Origin of the sequence: Geodermatophilus sabuli (assembly GCF_010686765.1) — a bacterium.
Lineage (GTDB): Bacteria > Actinomycetota > Actinomycetes > Mycobacteriales > Geodermatophilaceae > Geodermatophilus > Geodermatophilus sabuli_A.
Window position 1 is genome coordinate 23,741 of the sequence record NZ_JAAGWF010000031.1, and the last position, 22,391, is coordinate 46,131.

17 protein-coding genes are annotated in these 22,391 nt (G+C 73.3%); 6 read left to right on the plus strand and 11 right to left on the minus strand.

Going from position 1 to position 22,391, the window contains the following annotated elements:
• Nucleotides 1–51: 51 nt before the first annotated feature.
• Nucleotides 52–2,943, minus strand: coding sequence for a leucine--tRNA ligase (gene leuS / locus GCU56_RS22270; protein WP_163483931.1), 2,892 nt, complete (start codon nt 2,941–2,943; stop codon nt 52–54).
• Between the two features lie 215 nt (nt 2,944–3,158).
• A complete protein-coding gene (locus GCU56_RS22275) occupies nt 3,159–4,088 on the minus strand; it encodes a TIGR03560 family F420-dependent LLM class oxidoreductase (RefSeq protein ID WP_163483929.1) in 930 nt (309 codons plus the stop codon).
• A gap of 81 nt (nt 4,089–4,169) precedes the next feature.
• Between GCU56_RS22275 and GCU56_RS22280 the strand changes: the two genes are divergently transcribed.
• The 3 genes from GCU56_RS22280 to GCU56_RS22290 all read left to right on the plus strand — a co-directional run bounded on the left by GCU56_RS22280 (nt 4,170) and on the right by GCU56_RS22290 (nt 7,277).
• Nucleotides 4,170–5,333, plus strand: coding sequence for a hypothetical protein (locus GCU56_RS22280; RefSeq protein ID WP_163483927.1), 1,164 nt, complete (start codon nt 4,170–4,172; stop codon nt 5,331–5,333).
• Nucleotides 5,334–5,400: 67 nt separating this feature from the next.
• The gene (gene lipA / locus GCU56_RS22285) at nt 5,401–6,375 is read left to right on the plus strand and encodes a lipoyl synthase (protein ID WP_163483925.1); all 975 of its coding nucleotides are present in this window, start codon (nt 5,401–5,403) and stop codon (nt 6,373–6,375) included.
• A 53-nt stretch (nt 6,376–6,428) separates the two neighbouring features.
• The gene (locus tag GCU56_RS22290; RefSeq protein WP_163483923.1) at nt 6,429–7,277 is read left to right on the plus strand and encodes a DUF4191 domain-containing protein; all 849 of its coding nucleotides are present in this window, start codon (nt 6,429–6,431) and stop codon (nt 7,275–7,277) included.
• A 32-nt stretch (nt 7,278–7,309) separates the two neighbouring features.
• Here the strand turns inward: GCU56_RS22290 and GCU56_RS22295 are convergent, their stop codons facing one another.
• Together GCU56_RS22295 and GCU56_RS22300 are read right to left on the minus strand one after the other, a co-directional pair.
• Nucleotides 7,310–8,995: an MFS transporter gene (locus GCU56_RS22295; protein ID WP_163483921.1), complete on the minus strand. Its 1,686-nt coding sequence runs from the start codon at nt 8,993–8,995 to the stop codon at nt 7,310–7,312.
• A gap of 77 nt (nt 8,996–9,072) precedes the next feature.
• Complete coding sequence (locus GCU56_RS22300) at nt 9,073–9,492, minus strand: RDD family protein (RefSeq protein WP_163483919.1); 420 nt, start codon at nt 9,490–9,492, stop codon at nt 9,073–9,075.
• Nucleotides 9,493–9,675: 183 nt separating this feature from the next.
• Between GCU56_RS22300 and glnA the strand changes: the two genes are divergently transcribed.
• Both glnA and GCU56_RS22310 read left to right on the plus strand, forming a co-directional pair.
• Complete coding sequence (gene glnA / locus GCU56_RS22305; protein ID WP_163483918.1) at nt 9,676–11,109, plus strand: type I glutamate--ammonia ligase; 1,434 nt, start codon at nt 9,676–9,678, stop codon at nt 11,107–11,109.
• A 327-nt stretch (nt 11,110–11,436) separates the two neighbouring features.
• Entirely contained in the window at nt 11,437–12,918 is a 1,482-nt protein-coding gene (locus GCU56_RS22310; RefSeq protein WP_163483916.1) for an FAD-dependent monooxygenase, read from the plus strand.
• Nucleotides 12,919–12,934: 16 nt separating this feature from the next.
• On the opposite strand, the gene GCU56_RS22315 is transcribed toward GCU56_RS22310, so the two are convergent.
• From GCU56_RS22315 to GCU56_RS22335, 5 genes are all read right to left on the minus strand, one after another.
• Nucleotides 12,935–13,771 carry an ATP-binding cassette domain-containing protein gene (locus GCU56_RS22315; protein ID WP_163483914.1) on the minus strand — a complete coding sequence of 279 codons (837 nt, stop codon included), beginning with the start codon at nt 13,769–13,771 and terminating at the stop codon, nt 12,935–12,937.
• 52 nt (nt 13,772–13,823) lie between these two features.
• Nucleotides 13,824–14,876, minus strand: coding sequence for an iron chelate uptake ABC transporter family permease subunit (locus GCU56_RS22320; RefSeq protein WP_163483912.1), 1,053 nt, complete (start codon nt 14,874–14,876; stop codon nt 13,824–13,826).
• Entirely contained in the window at nt 14,873–15,916 is a 1,044-nt protein-coding gene (locus tag GCU56_RS22325) for an iron chelate uptake ABC transporter family permease subunit (RefSeq protein WP_204332575.1), read from the minus strand. Before GCU56_RS22325 ends, GCU56_RS22320 begins: the two co-directional genes overlap by 4 nt.
• Nucleotides 15,913–16,938, minus strand: coding sequence for an iron-siderophore ABC transporter substrate-binding protein (locus tag GCU56_RS22330; protein WP_163483910.1), 1,026 nt, complete (start codon nt 16,936–16,938; stop codon nt 15,913–15,915). Before GCU56_RS22330 ends, GCU56_RS22325 begins: the two co-directional genes overlap by 4 nt.
• A 220-nt stretch (nt 16,939–17,158) precedes the next feature.
• The gene (locus tag GCU56_RS22335; protein WP_239522670.1) at nt 17,159–17,788 is read right to left on the minus strand and encodes a putative quinol monooxygenase; all 630 of its coding nucleotides are present in this window, start codon (nt 17,786–17,788) and stop codon (nt 17,159–17,161) included.
• Between the two features lie 145 nt (nt 17,789–17,933).
• Between GCU56_RS22335 and GCU56_RS22340 the strand changes: the two genes are divergently transcribed.
• Nucleotides 17,934–19,652 carry an AMP-binding protein gene (locus GCU56_RS22340; RefSeq protein ID WP_163483908.1) on the plus strand — a complete coding sequence of 573 codons (1,719 nt, stop codon included), beginning with the start codon at nt 17,934–17,936 and terminating at the stop codon, nt 19,650–19,652.
• Nucleotides 19,653–19,697: 45 nt separating this feature from the next.
• On the opposite strand, the gene GCU56_RS22345 is transcribed toward GCU56_RS22340, so the two are convergent.
• A complete protein-coding gene (locus tag GCU56_RS22345) occupies nt 19,698–19,892 on the minus strand; it encodes a CstA-like transporter-associated (seleno)protein (protein WP_163483906.1) in 195 nt (64 codons plus the stop codon).
• Nucleotides 19,889–22,111, minus strand: coding sequence for a carbon starvation CstA family protein (locus tag GCU56_RS22350; RefSeq protein ID WP_163483904.1), 2,223 nt, complete (start codon nt 22,109–22,111; stop codon nt 19,889–19,891). The genes GCU56_RS22345 and GCU56_RS22350 overlap by 4 nt, the downstream gene beginning before the upstream one ends.
• Nucleotides 22,112–22,391: the final 280 nt, after the last annotated feature.

Consider the following 22,391-nt stretch of genomic DNA (forward strand, 5'->3'; position numbering starts at 1 on the left):
CCCCGGCCCCACCACTCGCTCGCTCGCCAGGGGCGCGGCCGGCGGGCCCTCTCAGCCGAGGACGAAGTTGACCAGCCGTCCCGGGACGGCGACGACGCGGCGCACCGTCTTCCCGGCCAGGTGCCCGGCGATCTTCTCGTCGCCGCGGGCGGCGGCCTCCAGCGCGTCGGCGTCCGCGTCGGCCGGCACGGTGACCTGCGCCCGCACCTTGCCGTTCACCTGGACCGCCACCTGCACGGTGTCCTCGACGAGCCAGCGCGGGTCGGCCACGGGGAACGCGGTCCAGGCCAGCGACGAGTCGTGCCCCAGCCGCGACCACATCTCCTCGGCGACGTGCGGGGCCAGCGGGGCCACCAGCAGCACCAGCGGCTCGGCCACCGAACGGGGCACCGGGGCCTCCGCGCCGTAGGTCTGGGTCAGGTGGTTGGTCAGTTCGGTGATCCGGGCGATCGCGATGTTGAAGCGCATCGTGGCCATGCCGTCGCGCACCCCGGCGATCGTCCGGTGCAGGGCCCGCGAGGTGTCCTCGCCGGGCTCGACGTCGTCCGCGGCCCGGACCTCGCCGGTCCGCTCGTCGACGACCACCCGCCAGATCCGCTGCAGCAGCCGCTGGGAGCCGACGACGGCCTTGGTCTCCCACGGCCGGGACTGGTCCAGTGGGCCGGTCGACATCTCGTAGACGCGGAAGGTGTCGGCCCCGAAGGCGCCGATCATCTCGTCCGGCGTGACCATGTTCTTCAGGCTCTTGCCGATCTTCCCGTACTCGCGGTTGACCGGCCGGCCCTCGTAGGTGAACCGCCCGTCCTCCTCCACCACGTCGGCGGCGGGCACGTAGAAGCCACGCTCGTCGGTGTAGGCGTAGGCGGAGATGTAGCCCTGGTTGACCAGCCGCCGGAACGGCTCCTCGCTGGACACGTGGCCCAGGTCGAACAGCACCTTGTGCCAGAAGCGGGCGTAGAGCAGGTGCAGGACGCCGTGCTCGACCCCGCCCACGTACAGGTCGACGCCGCCGACGTCGCCGGGCTCGCGCGGGCCCAGCCAGTAGCGCTCCAGTTCCGGGTCCACCATGCGCTCGTCGTCCCCCGGGTCGAGGTAGCGCAGGTAGTACCAGCACGAGCCGGCCCAGTTGGGCATGGTGTTGGTCTCGCGCCGGTAGCGCTTCGGCCCGTCGCCCAGGTCCAGGTCGACCGTCGTCCACTCCGTCGCGCGCGACAGCGGCGGCTCCGGCGCGGAGTCGGCGTCGTCGTTGGCGAACGTCTTCGGCGAGTAGTCGTCCACCTCCGGGAGCAGCACCGGCAGCATCGACGCGGGGACGGCGACCGGCAGGTCGTCCTCGTCGTAGAGGATCGGGAACGGCTCGCCCCAGTAGCGCTGCCGGCTGAACAGCCAGTCGCGCAGCTTGTAGGTGGTGGTCGCCTCGCCGTGCCCGTGCTGGACCAGCCAGTCGGTGATCGTGGCGATCGCGGTCGCCTTGTCCAGGCCGTTCAGCGAGATCTCGTCGTTCGCCGAGTTGATCATCGGGCCCGCGCCGGTCCAGGCCCCGCCCGCGAAGTCCTCCGGCGGCTGCACGGTCCGGACCACCGGCAACCCGAAGACCTCCGCGAACTCGAAGTCGCGGGTGTCCTCACCGGGCACGGCCATGATCGCCCCGGTGCCGTAGCCGGTCAGCACGTAGTCGGCGATGAACACCGGCAGCTCGCGGCCGTCGACCGGGTTCACGGCGGTGACCCCCAGCCAGACGCCGGTCTTCTCGCGGCCGGCGTCCTGTCGGTCGAGCTCGGAGCGCCGGGAGGCCTGCCGCTGGTAGGCCTCCACCGCCGCACCGGGGGTCGCCGCCCCGCCGGTCCAGCGCGGGTCGGTGCCGGCCGGCCAGGCGTCGGCGGTCAGCCTGGACACCAGCGGGTGCTCGGGTGCCAGCACCATGTACGTGGCTCCGAACAGCGTGTCCGGGCGGGTGGTGAACACCTCGACGGTCGCGTCGCCGCAGCCGAACCGGATCCGCGCACCGGTCGACCGGCCGATCCAGTTGCGCTGCATCAGCTTGAGCGAGTCGCTCCAGTCCAGCCGGTCCAGGTCGTCGATCAGCCGGTCGGCGTAGGCGGTGATCCGCATCATCCACTGCTTGAGCGGACGCCGGAACACCGGGAAGTTCCCGCGCTCGGAGCGGCCGTCGGCGGTGACCTCCTCGTTGGAGAGGACCGTGCCCAGGCCCGGGCACCAGTTCACCGGCGCCTCGTGCAGGTAGGCCAGGCGGTGCGCGTCGACCACCCGGCGGCGGGACACGTCGTCCAGCTCCGCCCACGGGAGGCCCGACGGGACGGTGCCGGGGGCGGGCTGCCGCGTGCCGGCGTCCAGCTCGGCGACCAGCTCCTCGATCGGGCGGGCCTTGCCGGCGTCGGCGTCGAACCAGGCGCCGAACAGCTGCAGGAAGATCCACTGGGTCCACTTGTAGTAGCCCGGGTCGATCGTGGCGAAGCTGCGGCGGTCGTCGTGGTCGACCCCCAGCCGGCGCAGCTGCGCACGGATCGCCGCGATGTTGGCCTCGGTCGTGACCCGCGGGTGCTGCCCGGTCTGCACGGCGTACTGCTCCGCGGGCAGGCCGAAGGCGTCGTACCCCATCGGGTGCAGCACGTTCTCGCCGTCCATGCGGCGGAACCGGCTGGTGACGTCGGTGCCCAGGTAGCCCAGGGGGTGCCCGACGTGCAGTCCGGCGCCCGACGGGTACGGGAACATGTCCATCACGAAGTACTTGGGCCGGTCGGCGACCCGGTCGAAGCCGTCGCTCAGGCGCCCGGTGGGGTTCGGCGTGTGGAACGTGCCCTCGGCCTCCCAGCGGTCCTGCCAGGCGAGCTCGATCGACTGCGCCAGCTCCGGCGTGTAGCGGTGCGGCGGGACCCCGTCGCCGGTGGTCTCGGTGCTCGCCTGGCTTGCCGTCTGGCTCACGTAGTGCTCCTGGGTCGCGGGTACCGGGGGTGGACAGCAAAAAACCCCTCGCACAGGAGGGGTCGCCGCGCTGGCCGGGAGGGTGGCGTCAGCGCGGCCGGGAAAGGAGGAACCGCCCGGTCACGTCCCCATCCTACTCCGGGGCGGCGCCGGCCCCGGCCATCCCCGCGGGCCTCGACCTCAGCTCGAGGTCGAGGCCCCTGGCCACACGGCGGTCACCCCAGCTGGGGCGCCACCTCGGCGGCCACCAGATCGAGGTGGTCGAGGTCGGCGAGGTCGAGCACCTGCAGGTACACCCGCGTGGCCCCGGCCTCGGCGTAGCGCCCCAGGACGTCGACGACCTCGGCCGGGCTGCCCGCGGCGCCGTGCTCCCGCAGCTCCCCCACCTCCCGGCCGATGGCGCCGGCGCGGCGGGACAGCTCCGCCTCGTCCCGGCCGACGCAGAGCACGAGCGCCGAGCTGCAGACGATGGAGGACGGGTCGCGGCCGGCCTCCTCGCAGGCCTGGCGGACCCCGGAGAAGAGCCGGGCGTTGTCCTCCACCGACGCGAAGGGCACGTTGAACTCGGCGGCGTAGCGGGCGGCGAGGCGCGGGGTGCGCCGCTTGCCGCGCCCTCCGACGAGGATCGGGATGCCGCCCTCCTGCACCGGCTTCGGCAGCGCCGGGGAGCCGGCCAGGCGGTAGTGGTCCCCGGCGAAGTCGAAGGTCTCCCCCGCCGGCGTCGACCAGAGCCCGCTGATGACGGCCAGCTGCTCCTCGTAGCGGTCGAACCGCTCCCCCAGCTCCGGGAAGGGGATGCCGTAGGCCGCGTGCTCGGCCTCGAACCAGCCCGAGCCGATGCCGAGCTCGACCCGGCCGCCGCTCATCTGGTCGACCTGGGCGACCGCGATCGCCAGCGGACCGGGCAGCCGGAAGGTCGCCGCGGTCATCAGCGTGCCGAGCCGGATCCGGGTGGTCTCCCGGGCGAGGCCGGCCAGGGTGACCCACGCGTCGGTGGGGCCCGGCAGCCCGTCCCCGCCCATGGCCAGGTAGTGGTCGGAGCGGAAGAAGGCGTCGAAGCCGGTCTCCTCGGTGCGCCGGGCCACGGCCAGCAGCTCGTCGTAGGTGGCGCCCTGCTGGGGTTCGGTGAAGATGCGCAGTTCCACCCGGCGACGCTATCCGGGCCGGTTCCCCACCGCCGTCCGGAGGTGGCCCCGGGGGTGTGCCCGCCGTCCCCAGCGGGCAGGATGACCGCCGAGACGATCAACTCGGAGGTGCATCTCGTGTTCCGCAAGAAGACGCACGGCCAGATCATCGGCGAGGAGCTGCACGAGGGCTTCAGCCACATCGGGACGGCGGTGGCCGAGGCCGGTCGGGCGGCGGCGGAACAGCTCGCACCGCGCGTCGAGGCCGCCCGCGAGGCGACCGGCCCGGCGCTGGCAGCTGCCCAGTTGGCGGTGGCGCCGAAGGTCGCCGCCGCCGTCGCCGTCGCAGCGCCGGCCGTCGAGGCCGCCCGGGAGGCGCTCGCGCCGCGGGTCGAGGCCGCCCGGGACGCCCTCGGGCCGCGGGTGGGGGCCGCCCGCCAGGTGGCCGGGCCCCGCGTCGCCGCCGCCGTGACCGCGGCACAGGCAGCGGCCACCCGCGCCGCGGCCGACCTCGGCCCGCGGGTGGAGACCGCCCGCGAGGCCGCGCAGCGGGCGCTCGAGAAGGACGTCGTCCCCCGGCTGACCGCCGCCCAGGCCGCCACGCTCGCGTACGCCACGCCGAAGGTGCTGGCCGCCCGCGAGGCGGTCAGCCCGGTGCTGGAGAGCACCCGCGACTCGATCGTCGCGGGGCTGCACAACGCCCTGGACGAGCTCGAGGTCCGCCGCGAGGAGCTCACCGCCACCACCGACGAGGCGCGCAAGCGCGCGGCCAAGAAGCGGAGGGCGCTGGGCAAGAAGGCGGCCCGCTCGGCCAAGAAGGCGAAGAAGGTGACGGCCGCGGTCGAGGCGGAGTCCGCCGCCCGCTGGCCGTGGCTGCTGGCCGCTCTGGCCGTCGGTGCCGCCGCCTTCGCCGTCCTGCGCCGCCGCCAGCAGGACGACCTCTGGACCCCCGCCCCCGCCGGGGACGGTCCCGTGCCCAGCTACCGAGAGGACCCCGTGCCCAGCTCACCGAGCAACTCCGGCAAGACCGTCTCCACCGCCCAGACCACCCCGGGCGACGCCACCCCGCCCGACACCGACGCGGGCTCGTGGGCCCAGCAGCCGGGCCCCTCCGAGGGTGCGGGGTCCAACACCCCCGGCACCGCCACGAGCGGTTCGAGCGACCCGGCGCTGGACACGGCCACCGCCTCGCCGAACGACCAGCCGCAGACCGCGACCGGCGCGGTGGGCTCCGACGCGGACGACGAGCGCAACCCGTCGTCCTGACCCCCTCCGACGGCGCCCGCCCCGACGGGGCGGGCGCCGTCGTACGTCCGGAGTACCGTGGCCGATCATGAGTGAGACGGTGGCCGCGACCCCCTCCCCGGACTCCTCGATCGCACCCGCCGGCCGCAAACTGCTCCGCCTGGAGGTCCGCAACAGCCAGGTCCCGATCGAGCGCAAGCCCGAGTGGATCAAGACGCGGCTGCGCACCGGCCCGGAGTACACCGAGCTGAAGTCGCTGGTCCGGCGCGAGGGGCTGCACACGGTCTGCGAGGAGGCCGGCTGCCCCAACATCTACGAGTGCTGGGAGGACCGGGAGGCGACCTTCCTCATCGGTGGCGACCAGTGCACCCGGCGCTGCGACTTCTGCCAGATCGACACCGGCAAGCCCGCCGACTTCGACGCCGACGAGCCGCGTCGGGTCGCCGAGAGCGTCGCCACCATGGGCCTGAGGTACGCCACGGTCACCGGGGTGGCCCGCGACGACCTGCCCGACGGCGGCGCCTGGCTCTACGCCGAGACGGTCCGCCAGATCCACGCCGCCCTGCCCGGCTGCGGCGTCGAACTCCTCATCCCCGACTTCAACGCCGACCCGGCCCAGCTCGCCGAGGTGTTCTCCTCCCGACCCGAGGTGCTCGCGCACAACGTCGAGACGGTGCCGCGCATCTTCAAGCGGATCCGCCCCGGCTTCCGGTTCGACCGCTCGCTGGCGGTGATCACCGCCGCCCGGGACGCCGGGCTGGTGACCAAGTCCAACCTGATCCTCGGCATGGGCGAGGAGCCCGCCGAGGTGGTCGAGACCATGCGCGCCCTGCGCGAGGCGGGCTGCGACCTGCTCACCATCACCCAGTACCTGCGGCCCTCACCGCGGCACCACCCGGTGGTCCGCTGGGTGAAGCCCGAGGAGTTCGTCGGTCTCCAGGCCGAGGCCGAGGCCATCGGGTTCCCCGGGGTGCTCGCCGGGCCGCTGGTGCGCAGCTCCTACCGGGCAGGCCGGCTCTACCAGCAGGCCGTCGAGGCGCGCGGTCTGACGCCCTCCATCTGACCGGCCGCGGCAGGTCGGCAGGGGAGGGTGCGGGACGCCCCTATCCTCTAGGCATGGCACGCAGCAGGTCCACCGACTCCCCCGCACCGACCGGCAAGGCCGGGCGGGGCCCGAGTGCAGGCAAGAGCGGCCGGGGCGGGTCGACCGCCTCCGGCGCGACGGCCACCGGGGGAGGTGGCAAGGCACCCAAGCTGGACAAGAACGGGCAGCCGAAGGTGGGCCGGCTGAAGAAGGTCGGCAACCAGGTCCGGATGATCAAGCAGGCCTACTCGCTGACCCGCAAGAGCGATCCCAGGCTCCCGTGGGTCATGCTCATCGCCTTCGTGGTGGTGGCCGGGCTCGTCGAGCTCATCGCGATCCTGCTCGGAGCCCCGTTCCTGTTCATCCCGGTGGCGGTCCTGCTGGGTGCGCTCGCCGCGCTGGTCGTCTTCGGCCGCCGGGCCCAGGGGTCGGCCTATCGCCAGGTGGAGGGCCAGCCCGGTGCCGCTGCGTGGGTGCTCGAGGGCATGCGCGGTGACTGGCGGGTCTCCTCCGGCGTCGCCGGCACCACCCAGCTCGACGCCGTCCACCGGGTGCTCGGCCGGCCCGGCGTGATCCTCGTCGCCGAGGGGGCCCCGGGACGCGTCCGGCCGCTGCTCGCGCAGGAGAAGAAGCGGATCTCCCGGGTGGTCGGCGACGCTCCCATCTACGACATCGTCGTCGGGGACGACGAGGGTCAGGTCCCGCTGCGCAAGCTCAGCGCGCACGTCATGAAGCTGCCCCGAAACCTCGACGGCGGGCAGCTCAACGCCCTGGGCAAGCGGCTGTCGGCCCTCGGTGGCGGCCGCATGCCGGTGCCGGGCGGTCCGCTCCCCGGCGGCCGGCAGATGTCGGTGAGCCAGCGGCAGGTCCGCCGGCGGTAGTCCGACGGCACCGGCGACGACCGACGGGACGCCTATCCGGCCGGTTGCCCGAGGTCGTCCCGCGGCGAGTAGCGGTGGAGCATCGTGTCGACGACCGTGCCCGCCTCCCGGGCGCTCGGCGTGTAGCCGAGCACGACCGGGAGGAAGTGGTCGGAGCCCAGCGACTGGAGCCGCAGGTCGCTGGTGGCCCGGACGGTGGCGGTCCGCCGGATGCTCCGGAGCAGCGCGACCTCCCCGAACCCCTCCCCCCGGCCGAGCGTCGCGACGGCTCGTCCGTCCCCGATGACGTCGGCGGCACCGGACTCGATCACGAAGTAGCGGTGGCCGATGTCGCCCTGCTCGAACACGACCTGGCCGGCCGGCACCGCGACCGGCTCGAGGCGGCGGGCGAGCTGTTCGATGGCGGGCAGCGGCAGGACGTTCAGCATCGTCACCGCCTGCAACAGCTCGATGTCCCTGTCGCGGACACCGATGGACCGGTCCATGCGGCGCAGCCGGCGCAACGACGCCGCCGCGGCCAGGGGGCACACCAGACCGACGGCCACCAGCGCCGGCCGGACGCCGGTCAGCTCGACCACCAGGGCCGCGACCACCGCCCCGAGCCCCATGGCCAGGGCGACGAGGCTCTCCAGCACCCCGAACACCCGCGCCAGCACGTCGTCGGGCGCCATCCTCCCCAGGAGCGTGAACCCGCCGACGTCGATCAGCGCGTTGCCGACCCCGACGGAGGCCAGCAGGACCAACGCGGCGGCCTCGTGCGGGAGGACGCCGATCAGCGTGACCGGGAGACCCCACAAGGTCACCCCGACGGCGAACCACGCGCCCAGTCGGCGCGTCCCGACCAGCAGCGACGCGGCGAGCGACCCCAGGACGGCACCTGCCCCGATGGCGGCGGTGAGGGTGCCGACGCCCGGTTCGCCGGTGCCCAGCAGGTCGATGGCGACCACCACGGTGAGCACGGTCAGCGCTCCTCGGGTGAACGTCTGCGCCGCGGCGAGGCCCACGATGAGGGCCAGGTCGCGGTTGCCGGCGACGGCACGCACCCCGTCGACCGCCTCCTCCACCAGGTGCACCTCCGCCGGGGCGGACGGGCGCGGTGGCGCGTCGTACCGCAGCCGCAGCAGCAGCGCCGCCGCCCACAGGGAGGCGCCCGCGGCGACGGCGAACACGACGGTCACGCCGGAGAACTGCAGCAACACCGCCGCCAGCAGCGGACCCGCCAGCGTGGCCACGGAGTCCAGCAGCCCACGGACCACGTTGGCGCTGGCCAGCTCGTACCCGGTGCGGCACAGCGACGGGAGCAGTGCCGAGTGCGCGGGCCGGAAGAGGGTGGCCGCCACCGTCGACACCACGGCCAGCGCGTAGACGATCTGCGGCGGACCGGCCAGGCCGACCACGACCGCTGCTGCGGCGGTGGCCACACCGCGCACCGTGGACACCAGGATCAGGACGCGCTCCCGGCGCCCCCGGTCGGCCAGCGGGGACAGGAGCGGGGCCACGATCGCCGACGGCACCATCCGCAGCAGGCCGACCAACCCGACGGCGGTCGCCCCACCGTCCCGGTAGGCCACGATGCCGAGTCCCACGGTGAACGCCCACTCGGCCGTCCACGCGCCGAGGAAGCTCAGCTGGGCCCGGCGGAGGTCGGGGTTCCGGGCGTTGCTGGTGAACGCGGCAGCAGCCCTCCCGAGCCGGCCCGGGCCGCGTCCGTGCGCCATCGGGCGACGCTACCGCCCGTGGCCCTGCCTGCGTCGATGCCGGCTCGGCGGTACCCGCCGGCGTCCGCGGGACGGGGTCAGGCCCGGACGACGGCGGTGCCGGTCAGCCGGTCGTGCAGCCCCCGGCCATCGGCGTCCACCACGAGGGCCGGCACCAGCAGCATCAGCAGCGCCGTCCGCGCGAGGACCCGCCAGAGGGCCAGTCGCTCAGCTGCTCGAGGGTGCGCCAGGCGCAGTCCGAGCAGCCGCATGCCCGGGGTCTGCCCGAACGCGACGAGCGTGCCCACCGTGACCAGGCCGAAGGACAGCAGGCTCCAGTTGCCCGGGAGCCGGGGTGCGGTGACCAGGCCGGCGACCAGCCCCGCGGCGAGGGCGTCGACGACGAAGGCCACCGCCCGGCTGGAGAACGTGGCCAGGGAGCCCGGTCCGTCGGCGGGCAGCCCCAGCGAGGCGCCGCGGCGGCGCTCCTGAGAGGGTGGCTGCGCGTCCCCGACCATGACCGCCAGCGTAGTGAGAGGACTCCCCGCCCCCGACCGCCCGCCGGCTCGCGCCGGGCCCCCGCAGGGAGTCACGGCGACACGCCCGGCCCGTTGTTACCGGTCTGAAACACCAGAGACACTGGCGGGCAACTCCCCCCTCGTAACTTGCGGTTCGGTAGTCAGCCCAATCCCGGAGGATCGATGTTCACCAGCCCCGACGAGGTCGCCGCCTACATCCGCGACAACGACGTCGAGTACGTCGACGTGCGCTTCTGCGATCTGCCCGGCGTCATGCAGCACTTCACCATCCCGGCGACGGCCTTCGGCGAGGACACGTTCTCCGACGGGCTCGGCTTCGACGGCTCCTCGATCCGCGGCTTCCAGGCGATCAACGAGTCGGACATGCTGCTGCTGCCGGACGCGAACAGCGCCTTCCTGGACCCGTTCCGCCGGCACAAGACGCTCAACGTCAACTTCTTCATCCACGACCCGATCACGCGGGAGGCCTACAGCCGCGACCCGCGGAACGTGGCGAAGAAGGCCGAGGCGTACCTCGCCAGCAGCGGCATCGCCGACACCGCCTACTTCGGCGCCGAGGCCGAGTTCTACGTCTTCGACTCGATCCGCCACGGCACCGGCATCAACGAGGGCTACTACCACATCGACGCCGTCGAGGGCTCGTGGAACACCGGCTCCCACACCGGCGAGAACGGCGGCCCCAACCTGGGCTACAAGACCCGGCCCAAGGGGGGCTACTTCCCGGTCGAGCCCTACGACCACCAGAGCGACCTGCGCTCGACCATGATGACCAACCTGACCAAGGCCGGTCTGGAGCTCGAGCGGGGCCACCACGAGGTGGGCACCGGCGGCCAGGCGGAGATCAACTACAAGTTCGACACGCTGCTGCGGTCGGCCGACAGCCTGATGCTGTTCAAGTACATCATCAAGAACACCGCCTGGGCCGAGGGCAAGAGCGTCACCTTCATGCCCAAGCCGCTGTTCGGCGACAACGGCTCGGGCATGCACTGCCACCAGAGCCTCTGGATGGACGGCGAGCCGCTGTTCCACGCCGAGACCGGCTACGCGGGCCTGTCCGACATGGCCCGGCACTACATCGGCGGGCTGCTCAAGCACGCCCCGTCGCTGCTGGCGTTCACCAACCCGACCGTCAACAGCTACCACCGCCTGGTGCCCGGCTACGAGGCGCCGATCAACCTCGTCTACTCCGCGCGCAACCGCTCGGCCTGTACCCGTATCCCGATCTCGGGTGACAGCCCGAAGGCCAAGCGCATCGAGTTCCGCGTGCCCGACCCGTCGGCCAACCCCTACCTCGCCTTCTCGGCGATGCTCATGGCCGGCCTGGACGGCGTGAAGAACAAGATCGAGCCGCCGGCGCCGGTCGACAAGGACCTCTACGAGCTGCCGCCCGAGGAGGCCCTGGGCATCGAGAAGGTGCCCGCGTCGCTGGACGCCGTCCTCGACCGGCTCGAGGTCGACCACGACTACCTCATCGACGGCGGGGTGTTCACCCCCGACCTGATCGAGACGTGGATCGAGTACAAGCGGGAGTTCGAGATCGACCCGATCCGCCTGCGCCCGCACCCGCACGAGTTCGCGATGTACTACGACATTTGAGTTCCGTCAGCGGGCTGACCTGCGGTGATGCCGCAGGTCGGCCCGCTCGGTCCCCCACGGGTCCCCACGAGTCGCCGACACTGCACCGACGGCGGCGCGTGGGGACCCGTTGCCGTCTGCTGGTCGCCGATGACGAGGCCGGGAAAGGCGCTGGACCGGACGGTGCCGCGCTCGTAGCGTGCCGTTGATCGTGACACCGCCCGAGGAGGTGAGACCCATGGACGCCGTATCGATGTGGGTGCTCCCCCGTTCCGTCACGGTCGGGCGATCGACGTAGGTGTCGCCGGGAGCGCCTCGCCCACGAGGCCCTCCCGAGAGGCAACTCCCATGCACCCTCTGCAGTCCACCGCCGAGCCGTCGTCGGCCGGAACGGTCGAGCGTGGACCCACCGACGTGGTCATCGCCGGGTGCGGGCCGACCGGTGCGATGCTGGCCGCCGAGCTGCGGCTGCACGACGTGCGGGTGCTCGTCCTGGAGAAGGAGGCCGAGCCCCCGCCGTTCGCCCGCATCGTCGGTCTGCACATCCGCAGCATCGAGCTGATGGCGATGCGCGGACTGCTGGAGCGCGTCCTCGAACACGGACGACGGCGTCCGGCCGGCGGCTTCTTCGCCGCCATCGGCGCACCCGCGCCCCGGGGCCTCGACTCGGCGCACGCCTACCTGCTCGGCATCCCGCAGCCGGTCATCGTCCGCCTGCTCGAGGAGCACGCGGTCGAGCTGGGTGCGCACGTCCGGCGCGGTCGTGCGGTGGCCGGCCTCGTGCAGGACGAGGACGGGGTGACCGTCGAGCTGGCGGACGGGGAACAGCTGCGTTCGCGCTACCTCGTGGGCTGTGACGGCGGGCGCAGTACGGTCCGCAAGGCGCTCGGCGTCGGCTTCCCCGGCGAGCCCACGCGGACCGAGACGCTGATGGGCGAGCTGGCAGTCGGTGTGCCGCCGGAGGAGATCGCCGCCACGGTGGCCGCGGTCGGCGAGACCGACCGGCGGTGGTGGCTCAGGCCCGCGGGCCCGGGGCTCTACCACGTCGTGGTCCCCGCCGCGGGGGTCAGCGATCGCGCGCAACCGCCCACCCTCGAGGACTTCAGGCGACAGTTGCGCGCCCTCGCCGGAACCGACTTCGGCGTGCACTCCCCGCGCTGGACGTCCCGCTTCGGGGACGCCACCCGGCTGGCCGACCGCTACCGGGTCGGGCGGGTGCTGCTGGCCGGCGACGCAGCCCACGTCCATCCACCCATCGGCGGACAGGGCCTCAACCTCGGCGTCCAGGACGCCGTCAACCTCGGCTGGAAGCTGGCCGCACGGGTCCGCGGCTGGGCGCCGGGCACCCTGCTGGACACCTACCAGGCCGAGCGGCGTCCGGTCGCCGAGGAGGTGCTGGACGACACGCGCGCCCAGCTGGAACTGCTGTCCCCCGGCCCGGGCCCGCGGGCCGTGCGCAGGCTGCTCACCGAGCTGATGGACGTCGAGGAGGTGAACCGCCGGCTGATCGAGAAGATCACCGGGATCGGCATCCGCTACGACTTCGGGACGGGCCCCGACCTGCTCGGCCGCCGCCTGCGCGACATCCGGGTGGGACACGGCCACCTCTACGGTCTGCTGCACCGCGGCCGCGGCCTCCTCCTGGACCGGACCGGACGCCTGACCGCCGGCGGCTGGTCGGACCGGGTGGATGACCTCGCGAACCCCACCGCGGACCTGGCTGCTCCGTGCGTCCTGCTCCGCCCCGACGGCCACGTCGCCTGGATCGGCGACGACCAGCAGGACCTGGACGACCACCTCTCCCGCTGGTTCGGCGAGCCCGCCCACTGATCCCGTCCGAGCGCGGTCAACCCACCTGTCGGACGACGTCCCGCGGGGCGGCGGCCGCCATGTGGTGCCGGCCGATCGGGAGCATCAGCGGCCGCTCCGAGGTGGGGTCGACGATGACGCGGCTGTCGAGGCCGAACACCGCACGCACGTGGTCCTCGGTGAGCACGTCCTCCGGCGTGCCGGCGGCGTGCACGCGGCCGGCCGCCAGGGCGACGAGGTGGTCGGCGTAGCGGGCGGCCATGTTGAGGTCGTGCAGGACCATGACCACGGTCGTGCCGCGCGCCCGGTTGAGGTCGGTGAGCAGGTCGAGGACCTCGACCTGGTGGGCCACGTCGAGGAAGGTGGTCGGCTCGTCGAGCAGCAGCAGGTCGGTCTGCTGGGCGAGGGCCATCGCGATCCAGACCCGCTGGCGCTGGCCACCCGACAGCTCGTCCACCGGCCGGTCGGCGAGGGTCGTCGTCTGCGTCGCCTCCAGGGCGGCCGCGACCGCCTCGTCGTCCTCCCTGCGCCAGCGGGTGAAGACGCCCTGGTGCGGATGGCGGCCCCGGCCCACGAGATCGGCGACGGTGATGCCCTCGGGCGCGATCGGGGACTGCGGCAGCAGGCCCAGCGTGCGGGCCAGCTCCTTCGCGGGCAGCCGGTGCACCGCCTTGCCGTCGAGGAGCACCTGCCCGCCGCGGGGGGCGAGCAGCCGCGACATCGACCGCAGCAGCGTCGACTTCCCGCAGGCGTTGGCTCCGACGATCGCCGTGATCCGGCCGGGCGGCACCACGAGGTCGAGCTCGTCGATGACCGTGCGGTCGCCGTACCCGAGCGTCAGGGCCTCGGCCGCGAGGGAGTGGGTGGCGGTCACAGCGTTTCCCGTTCGCTCGTGTGCGGCGGAGCCGCCAGGACAGCAGAGCCGCTCACAGCGAGCCTCCGGCGCGGTTGGTGCGGACGATCAGGTAGATCAGGTAGGGGGCGCCGAGCACGCCGGTGACGACGCCGACCGGGAAGCGGGTGCCGAGGGCGAACTGGCCCACGAGGTCCGCGACGAGCACCAGCAGTGCCCCGACGAGCGCGGCCGGGACCAGCAGCGAGCCGTTCGGCCCCACGATCCGGGCGGCGATGGGCCCGGCGAGGAAGGACACGAAGGCGATCGGACCGCACGCGGCCGTGGCGAAGGCGAGCAGGCCGACCGCCCCGACGATGGCCGTGATCCGGGTCCGCTCGACGCGGATCCCCAGCGCGGAGGCGGTGTCGTCGCCCAGTTGCAGCCCGGAGAGGTCCCGGGTCAGCACGAGCAGCAGGGGCCCGAGCACGACCAGCGCGAGCAGGGCCGGGACGGTCGCGCCCCAGGTGGTGCCGTTGAGGCTGCCGGTGAGCCAGCGCAGCGCCTCGGCGAAGTCCCACGCCCCGGCCTTCGAGAGGACGTAGGAGGTGATGCTCTTGGACATCGCGGCGATGCCGATGCCGATCAGGATGAGCCGGGTGCCCGCCACGCCGTCCGTGAACGCCAGCGTGTACATGAGCACGGCCACGCCCAGCGCGGCGACGATCGCGGTGACCGAGACGGCGGTCCCGCTCCAGCCGAGGAACACGATGGCGAAGGCGGCCGCCGCGCTGGCCCCGGAGGTGATGCCGATGACGTCGGGGCTGGCCAGCGGGTTGCGCAGCATCGTCTGGAAGGTCACGCCGGCCAGACCGAAGGAGAGTCCCGCCACGACCGCGAGGACCGCCCGCGGCAGCCGCAGCCGGCCGACGGTGAAGGAGGCGCCCGGCACGTCCTGACCCAGGACGACCCGCAGCACGTCCCCGGGCGGGTAGAACGTCTGCCCGATCATCAGCGACGCCGCGAACGCCGCGACGACGAGGACGGCGAGGACCGCGACGACGAGGCGGCGGCGGGCGGCGCGGCGGGTCCTGCCCCGGGCGACGGCGTCGACGGTCGCGGGCCGCGGTGCGGCGACGGCGGTCACAGCTCACGCACCTTCTGCCGGCGGACGATGGAGATGAAGAACGGTGCGCCGATCAGGGCGGTGACGATCCCGACGTCGAGCTCGCTGGGGCGGGCCACGATGCGCCCGACGATGTCGGAGGCGGTCAGCAGGCAGCCACCGGCGATGGCCGAGAACGGCAGCAGCCACCGGTGGTCCACGCCGACCAGGAGCCGGCACAGGTGCGGGACGACGAGACCGACGAAGCCGATGGGCCCGGCGACGGCGGTGGCGGCGCCGCAGAGCAGGACCGAGCCGAGCGCCGCGGTCCCCCGGGCGAGCACGACCCGTTCGCCGAGGCCGGCGGCCAGCTCGTCGCCCAGCGCGAGCGAGTTGAGGCTGCGGGCCGACAGCAGGCTGACCGCGAACCCGACGAGGAGGAACGGCAGCACCGTGCCGATGGCGTCGAAGGTGGCACCGCCGACGCCGCCGATCTCCCACGACTGGACACTCTCGGCGATGTCACCGCGCGGCAGGGCGATGGCGGTGATGAACGAGACGAGCGCGGCCGACGTCGCCGTCCCGGCCAGGGCCAGCTTGAGCGGGGTCGCCCCGCCCCGCCCCAGCGAGCCGACGGCGTAGACGAACACCGCCGCGCCGGCGGCGCCGACGATCGCCGTCCAGACGATGGCGGTCGCCGAGAACAGCCCGAACCAGGCGATCCCGACGACGACGGCGAGCGACGCCCCCATGTTGATGCCGAGGACGCCGGGATCGGCCAGCGGGTTGCGGGTGACGCCCTGCATGACCGCGCCGGAGAGGCCCAGCGCCGCGCCGACGACGACCGCGAGGAGCGTCCGGGGGATCCGCTTGGTGGCGGCGGCCTGGCCGATGGTGTCCGACGACCCGCCGAGGGCGGCGACGACGTCCGACCAGCCCACGTCGCGGGAGCCGACCACGACCGAGGCGGCCATGAGCGCGACCAGAGCCGCCACGACCACCAGGAGCCAGAGCAGCCGGACCGACCCCGGGCGCCGCGCGACGGCGGCGTCCGGGGCCGGAACGGAGGGAGCAGTCGTCACCGACCCTTGTCAGCTGCCTCGGCGAGCATCGAGACGTAGTCCTCGAGCACCCAGGAGATGGCCAGCGGGGTCGGGTTCGCCGCGGTGCCCAGCGGGGTGTCCGGCAGCAGGACGATCGCGCCGCTCTGGACGGCGGGGATCTGGGAGAGCAGCGGGTCGGCGTTCAGCGCGTCGACGAGGGCCTGGTCGCCGTAGGTCACGATGACGTCCACGTCGTCGAAGACGTCCACCTGCTCGGCGCTCACCGTGCCCGAGAACTGCTCGGGGTCGGTCGAGGCCGCCTCGACGCTCGCGGGGGTGGTCAGCCCGAGGTCCTCGAAGAAGGCGCTCCGGGTGTCGAACGGCGTGTAGAAGCTGACCTCGCTGAGGTCGGTCGTGTCCACGTGCGTCATGAACATGGTCGACGTGCCCTCGAGCTGCGGGTACTCGGCGAGCGTGTCGGCGATGTCCTGCTCGATGCTCGCGACGAGCTCCTCGCCCTCGGCGGCCATCCCCATCCCCGCGGCGTTCATCTCGATGACCTCGCGCCACGGCGTCGCCCAGGGGCCCTCCGGGTAGGCCACGACCGGCGCGATCTCGCTGAGCGTGTCGTAGTCCTCCTGGGTCAGGCCCGAGTAGCCGGCGAGGATGACGTCGGGATCGGTGTCGGCGACGGCCTCGAAGTCGATGCCGTCGGTCTCGTCGAACAGGACCGGGACCTCGGCGTCGAGCTCCTCGAGCCGGTCGCTGACCCACGGCAGGAGGCCGTCGCCGTCGTCGTCGCCGAAGTTGGCGGCGGCCATGCCGACGGGCACGACGCCGAGCGCGAGCGGGACCTCGTGGTTGGCCCAGTTCACCGTCGCCACCCGCTCGGGCTTCGACTCGATCGTCGTCGAGCCGAGCGCGTGCTCGATCGTCACGGGGGTGAAGTCGGCGGAGCCCTCGGCCTCGTCCCCCGCCGAGGCCGATGACGAGCAGGCGGCCAGCCCGCCGGTGAGCAGGGCAGCGGTCGACAGAGCCAGGAGACGTGTCGCGGAGCGCATGGTGTCCTTCCGGTCGGGAGCAGCGCCGGGGGGACAGCGCCGCCGTGGTCGAGCAGTCGGCAGTGCTGACGCGATCAGACCGACGGCGAGATGAGGGTTGCCTAACCGAACTTAGGGTGTCCTTGCCCGCCAGGCAATCACGAACCGGTCACGAGCCCCGACGCAGCGCGGCCCCCGGCCTCGGGAGAGGTCGGGGGCCGCGCCGGGACGAACGCCGCGGTCAGGTCGTCTCGGGCACCCCGAGGTGGGCGATGACCAGTTCGAACACCGCGGTGTCGACGACCTCGACACCCATCGACGGCCCGAACTCCTCCCGGAACTCCCGGGCCTGCTCGCCCGCGTCCTCCAGGTCCGCCCAGCTGTCGTAGGCCACGGCCGACACCGTCGCGCCCTCGTTCCGGCGCACCATGGCGCTGACGCTGCAGAACCCGGGCAGGTCGTCGAGGCGCGGCATGAGGGAGAGGCGGACGGCGTCCACGGCCCGGTTGACCGCCTCCGGGGCGGTCCGCAGCCAGGTGACGCGGGTGGCGCTCCCGTGGTGCACCTCGTGCACCCGGTGCATGGCGGCGATCTCCCACTCCTCCACCTCCGCCCGGCCACCGAGCGCCTCCGCGGTGCGCTCCAGGTACGGCCCGACCTGCTCCCGGCTGGCGGTGATCGCCGCCTCGTCCCGCCAGGACGTCGTGACGATGCAGTGGCCGGACTCGCGGTTGACCAGCATGGACAGACCGGCACAGCCGTCCATCTGCCGCATCAGCGGCATGGCCTCGTCACGGACGAACGCGATCCCGTCGTCCATCGACTCTGGCTTGCCGTGGACCGTCGTCGAACGGGCGTACATGCCGGCCATGCCTCTCCCGGGGTCTCGTGGACGGCGGCACCCCGGTGGCACCGCCGCTCGGGACAGGTTCCTCGCCCTTCCGGCCGGAGGCAAAACGGTCGCCCGGTCCAGCGCTCGCCCCGACCCGCCGCGGTCCGGAGCAGACTGCGCACCCATGACCGTCACCGAGGCCTACCGGGCCGCCCGCGACCACCTGCTCGCCCTGCGCGGGCAGCACGACCGCGCGGTGGCGGAGTTCAACTGGCCGGACCTGGGCGACCGGTTCAACTGGGCGGTGGACTGGTTCGACGCCGTCGCCCGCGGCAACGACCGGCCGGCGCTCGTCCTCGTCGGGGAGGACGGGACCGCCACGACCCGCAGCTTCGACGACATGGCCCGGCGCTCCGACCGGGTCGCCGCCTGGCTCGGCGCGCAGGGCGTGGGCCGCGGCGACCGGGTGCTGCTCATGCTGGGCAACCAGGTCGAGCTGTGGGAGACGATGCTGGCCGTCATCAAGCTCGGCGCGGTGATCATGCCGACCACCACCGCCCTGGGCCCCGCCGACCTCACCGACCGGATCACCCGCGGCCGGGCACGGCACGTCGTCTGCGCCCCGGCCGACACGGCGAAGTTCGAGCAGGTGCCCGGCGACTACACCCGGATCAGCGTCGGCCACGCCGAGGGCTGGGCGGACCTGCACGACGCCGCCGGCCTGGACGCCGGTCCGGCCGCGCACCCGGGCACCGCGCCCGGCGACCCGCTGCTGCTGTACTTCACCTCCGGCACCACCTCCCGGCCCAAGCTGGTCGAGCACACCCAGGTCTCCTACCCCGTCGGGCACCTCACCACGATGTACTGGCTGGGGCTGCAGCCCGGTGACGTGCACCTCAACGTCTCCTCCCCGGGCTGGGCCAAGCACGCGTGGTCCTGCTTCTTCGCGCCGTGGATCGCCGAGGCCACGGTGTTCCTGTACGGCTACACCCGGCTGGACCCGCAGCTGCTCCTCGCGCGGCTGCGGGAGCACCGGGTGACGTCGTTCTGCGCCCCGCCGACGGTCTGGCGGATGCTCATCACCAGCGACCTCAGCGGTGGTCCCGGGGCGCTGCGCGAGGTCGTCGCCGCCGGCGAGCCGCTCAACCCGGAGGTCATCGAGCAGGTCCGGCGGGCCTGGGGCCTCACCGTCCGCGACGGCTACGGCCAGACCGAGACGACCGCGCAGATCGGCAACACCCCGGAGGCCCGCCTGGTGCCCGGCTCGATGGGCCGGCCGCTGCCCGGCGTCCCGGTGGTGCTCGTCGACCCGCTCACCGGCGACCGGGTCGAGGGGCCCGGCGAGGGGGAGATCTGCCTCGACCTCGCGCCGTCGGACGGGTCGGGACGCCCGCTGCCGCTGATGACCGGGTACGAGGGGGATCCCGGCCGCGACGCCGAGGCCATGGCCGGCGGCCTGTACCGCACCGGGGATCTCGCCGGCCGGGACGCCGACGGCTACATCACCTACGTCGGTCGCACCGACGACGTCTTCAAGGCCTCGGACTACAAGATCAGCCCGTTCGAGCTGGAGTCGGTGCTCATCGAGCACCCTGCGGTCGCCGAGGCCGCGGTGGTGCCGGCGCCGGACCCGGTGCGCCTGGCCGTGCCCAAGGCCTACGTCGCCCTCGCGCCCGGCCACGAGCCCACCGAGGAGACGGCGCTGGCGATCCTGCGCCACGCCCGCGAGCACCTCGCGCCGTTCCAGCGGGTGCGCCGGATCGAGTTCGCCGACCTGCCCAAGACCATCTCCGGGAAGATCCGCCGGGTGGAGCTCCGGGCCCGGGAGCAGGAACTGGCCGGCGCGGAGGGTCCGCGGTCCGGTGAGTGGCGCGACGACCAGTTCCCCGGCCTGCGCGGCTGAGGACCACGGTGCGCGGCCCCGGTGCCCACCCGGGCCGCGCCCGGGTCAGCAGCAGCGGCTGGCCGGGATCCGTTCCAGCGCATCCGCCCGGCGTCGTTCGAACTCCCGCCGGCTGACCGGCTGGTGCCCGTGCGCGGCGCAGTGCTGCAGGTAGTCGTCCCAGCGGGCCTCGCCGGTGAACTCCTTGAGGTACCAGCGCACGCCCCGCCAGGCGCGCGCCACCGTCCCGCCGGCGGTCACTTCGCCTCCGCCTCGGTGCGACCCGCCCCGGCACCGACCAGCCGCTCGTGCTCCGCGATGGCCCGCTTCTCCTCCGCGGTCGGGAAGAGCCCGGCAGGCTCGACGAGCTTCGACGGCACAGCCGGTTCCTCCGTGGTCGGCAGGCCCCCCGCCCGGATCGCCCGCATGATCACCACCGCGGCGTGGGCGGCCACGACCAGCGTCAGCAGCGCGAAGACGGCCTGCAGGATGCCGTTGAGCGTGGAGTTGAAGATGACCTGGTCCATCTGCCCCTGATCGGTGGCGGGTGCCAGGACCTCCCCGGCGTCCTGGGCGTCGCGGTACACGCTCGCCTGGGTGAAGTAGCCGACCCGCGGGTCGCCGGAGAAGACCTTCTGCCAGCTCGCGGTCATGGTGACGACGAGGTCCCAGACCAACGGGATCCCGGGCACCCACGCGTAGCGGAGCTTCCCGTGCTTGATGAGCAGCACGGTGCACAGCGTCAGCGCGATGGCCGCCAGCAGCTGGTTGGCGATGCCGAACAGCGGGAAGAGCTGGTTGACCCCGCCCAGCGGGTCGGTGACGCCGATGTAGAGCACCGAGCCCCACAGGCCGACGACGACGGCGCTGGCGATGATGTTGCCCGGCCGCCACGACAGGTCGCCGAACTTCTTCCAGACGTTGCCGACCGTGTCCTGCAGCATGAACCGGCCCACGCGGGTGCCGGCGTCGACGGCGGTGAGGATGAACAGCGCCTCGAACATGATCGCGAAGTGGTACCAGAACGCCTGGCCGCCACCGCCGAACGCCTGGCTGAACACCTGGGCCAGACCGACCGCCAGCGCCGGGGCGCCGCCGGTCCGCGAGATCAGGGTGTCCTCCTGCACCTCCGCGGACGCCTGCGCGAGCTGGTTGGCCGTCGTGTCGAACCCGAGACCCTGCACGAAGGCGGCGGCGGACTCCGCCGTCCCGCCGGTCGCCCCGGCCGGGCTGTTCATCGCGAAGTAGAGGCCCTGGTCGATGACACAGGCCGCGATCAGGGCGCTGACGGCGACGAAGGACTCCATCAACATGCCGCCGTAGCCGATGAGCCGGACCTGGCTCTCCTTGGCGACCATCTTCGGCGTCGTCCCGGACGAGATCAGGGCGTGGAAACCCGACAGTGCACCGCAGGCGATGGTGATGAACACGAACGGGAACAGCGAGCCGGCGAACACCGGGCCGGTGCCCTCCCGGGCGAAGTCGGTCACCGCGTCGGCCTGCAGCACCGGGCGGGCGACGATCAGGCTGATCGCCAGCAGCACGATCACGCCGACCTTCATGAAGGTCGAGAGGTAGTCGCGCGGGGTGAGCAGCAGCCAGACCGGCAGCACCGAGGCGACGAAGCCGTAGACGACCAGCGCGAGGACCAGCCACTCCTTGGAGAGGGTCAGCGTCTCGCCGAGCGCGCTGTCCTCGATCCAGCCGCCCGAGACGATGGCCAGCAGGAGCAGCGCGACGCCGATGCCGGTCGCCTCGAGCACCCTGCCCGGCCGGAGCCGGCGCAGGTACACGCCCATGAACAGCGCGATCGGGATGGTGAGCCCGATGGACCAGACGCCCCACGGCGACTCGGCCAGCGCGTTGACCACGATCAGCGCGAGCACCGCCAGGATGATGATCATGATCGCGAAGACGGCGATCAGCGCGGCGACGCCGCCGACCACGCCGATCTCCTCGCGGATCATCTGGCCGAGGCTCTTCCCGTTGCGGCGCATCGAGAAGAACAGGACGGTCATGTCCTGGACGGCGCCGGCGAAGATGACGCCGACCACGATCCAGATCGTGCCCGGCAGGTAGCCCATCTGCGCCGCGAGGACGGGGCCGACGAGCGGGCCGGCGCCGGCGATCGCGGCGAAGTGGTGCCCGAAGAGGACCCGGCGGTCGGTGACGTCGAAGTCGACGCCGTTCTCCAGCCGCTCGGCCGGGGTCGCCCGCTCGTCGTCGGCCCGCAGCACCTTGTAGGTGATGAACCGCGAGTAGAAGCGGTAGGCGATCGCGTACGAGCACAGCGCCGCGAACAGCAGCCAGAGCGCGGAGATCGTCTCGCCCCGGGCGATGGCCAGCACGCCCCAGCAGACCGCGCCGACCACCGCCACCGTGAGCCAGACCAGCACGGACCGGACCGACGGGCGGCGGGCCGTCCCCCCGTTCGGGGACTGCCCGCCGCCGGTGTCGTGCCTGCTGACGGTCGTGGACATCGCGCGCCTCCTGCATGCCGGCAGCGCCCCGAGCGACGCTGCTCACGGTCGAGGAGATCATGCTGCGAACGATCCCCGCCCACCACCGGAGGGGTCCCCCACCCCCGCCAGCCTGCGGGTGGTGAGGAGACGGGCGGCCCCGTCCAGAGGCTCCCGCCGAGCGTGCGAGGCGTGAGGAGGACGGGTCCTCTTTCAGGCGTTGCCCCAGACCTCCTGGGCGGTCTCCACGACCAGGGCCAGCTTGGCGATCTGCTCGTCGCGGGTCAGCGCGTTGCCCTCC